The organism is Azospirillum sp. B506 (genome assembly GCF_000333595.1).
In the GTDB taxonomy this organism is placed as follows: Bacteria; Pseudomonadota; Alphaproteobacteria; order Azospirillales; family Azospirillaceae; genus Azospirillum.
Genome location: NZ_BADK01000607.1, coordinates 1 through 1,252, shown reverse-complemented (window position 1 = coordinate 1,252; position 1,252 = coordinate 1). Strand labels below are relative to the sequence as shown.

3 protein-coding genes are annotated in these 1,252 nt (G+C 63.1%); 1 reads left to right on the top strand and 2 read right to left on the bottom strand.

Annotation, left to right across the window (positions count from 1 at the left end; translation table 11 throughout):
* Together I71_RS17870 and I71_RS17865 are read right to left on the bottom strand one after the other, a co-directional pair.
* Positions 1-253, bottom strand: a 253-nt coding sequence (locus I71_RS17870; protein ID WP_244433904.1) for a flagellar basal body protein, incomplete at its 3' end; no start/stop codon positions are given.
* Between the two features lie 35 nt (positions 254-288).
* On the bottom strand, positions 289-990 hold the full coding sequence (locus I71_RS17865; RefSeq protein ID WP_042696191.1) for a flagellar hook assembly protein FlgD: 702 nt from the start codon (positions 988-990) through the stop codon (positions 289-291).
* Between I71_RS17865 and I71_RS39180 the strand changes: the two genes are divergently transcribed.
* The coding region (locus I71_RS39180; protein ID WP_211098402.1) for a hypothetical protein at positions 905-1,252 on the top strand (348 nt) is incomplete at its 3' end. The genes I71_RS17865 and I71_RS39180 overlap by 86 nt on opposite strands.

Genomic DNA, 1,252 nt, shown 5'->3' with positions numbered 1-1,252 from the left:
CACGGCCATATGGTGGCGGTCGTGGAGGACTGGATCTCGCCCTGGTGGCTGACGTGCGGGTGTTCGACGCGATGACGCCGCCGACCTGCTCGTCCACCGTGGTGTTCTTGTTGATGTAGGAGGTGAAGTCGGTCTGCGTGCCCTTGAAGCCGGTGGTGCTGGAGTTCGCGATGTTGCTGGAGATACTGGCGAGCGCCTTGCTCTGGGCTGTCAGCCCGGACGTGGCGCTGTACATTGCGCTGGTGAGGCTCATGGCGGCACCTGTCTTTCAAGTTGTCCGGGAAGGGGTCAGGAAACGGTCAGCACCTTGTCGGCCGACAGGCTGACGCCGCCGACATTCAGCACCGACGTGCCGGACGAGCTGTCGACCGAAGTCACCGTGCCCTTGAAGCGGGTGGTGGTGTCGATGGCCTTGCCGCTGGAGTCGAGCGCGGTCACCGACAGGGTGTAGGTGCCGCTGCTGTAGCTCTTGCCGTTGGTGCCGACGCCATCCCAGGTCACCTCGTGCGTGCCGGCGGCGGTGGAGGAGCTGACGTCGCTGTAGACGGTGTTGCCGCTTGAGTCGGTGATGGTCAGCTTGACCGAGGACGCGGCGGAATCGAGGTCGTATTCCCAGGTCGCCTCGCCGTCCTGCAACGGCGTCGTGGACCCTTCGGCCTCGACCGTCTTGCCGTAGTAGTTGACGGACCCGCTGCTGGTCCCGAGCGCCGATGCGACCGTGCTTGACAGGTCCGTCACCGAGCTGTTCAGCGTATCGAGCTTGTCGTTGATCGACATCTGCTGTTCCAGCGACGACATCTGGACGAGCTGATTGGTGAAGGTGGTGGTGTCCATCGGATCGGTCGGATCCTGGTTCTCCAGCTGTTTCGTCAGCAAGGTCAGGAAGGTTTTGTAGGTATCGCTCGTGGACGTGGTTGACGACGTGCTCGACGAGGATGTGGATTTCGTCGAGGTCGTTGACGCTGTGGACGTGACAGAATCGACCAGCATCGCCTTCTCCACCCAATCGCGGCCCGTTCGCGGAATCCGGGCGGGATTTCGCGGCGGTTCAGGCCGATGTCTCTGCGGGATGGGCGGCGGGTTGGCGCCGCCCCGTTCGTTCTGTGGCTATCCACGGAACGGCCGGCGAAAGCTGGCGCAGTTTTTTTCGGATTCCGCAGATCGGTCGGTGTCGAACCCGTACAGCATTCAAATCTGCGGCGTCCTGTCCAGACGCTCCCGACGGGAATGGGCAGCATGGCCGCCATGGTTC

Coding starts and splice junctions, on each gene's coding strand:
- I71_RS17865 (WP_042696191.1), bottom strand. CDS start 990: ATGCTGGTCGATTCTGTCACGTCCACAGCGTCAACGACCTCGACGAAA.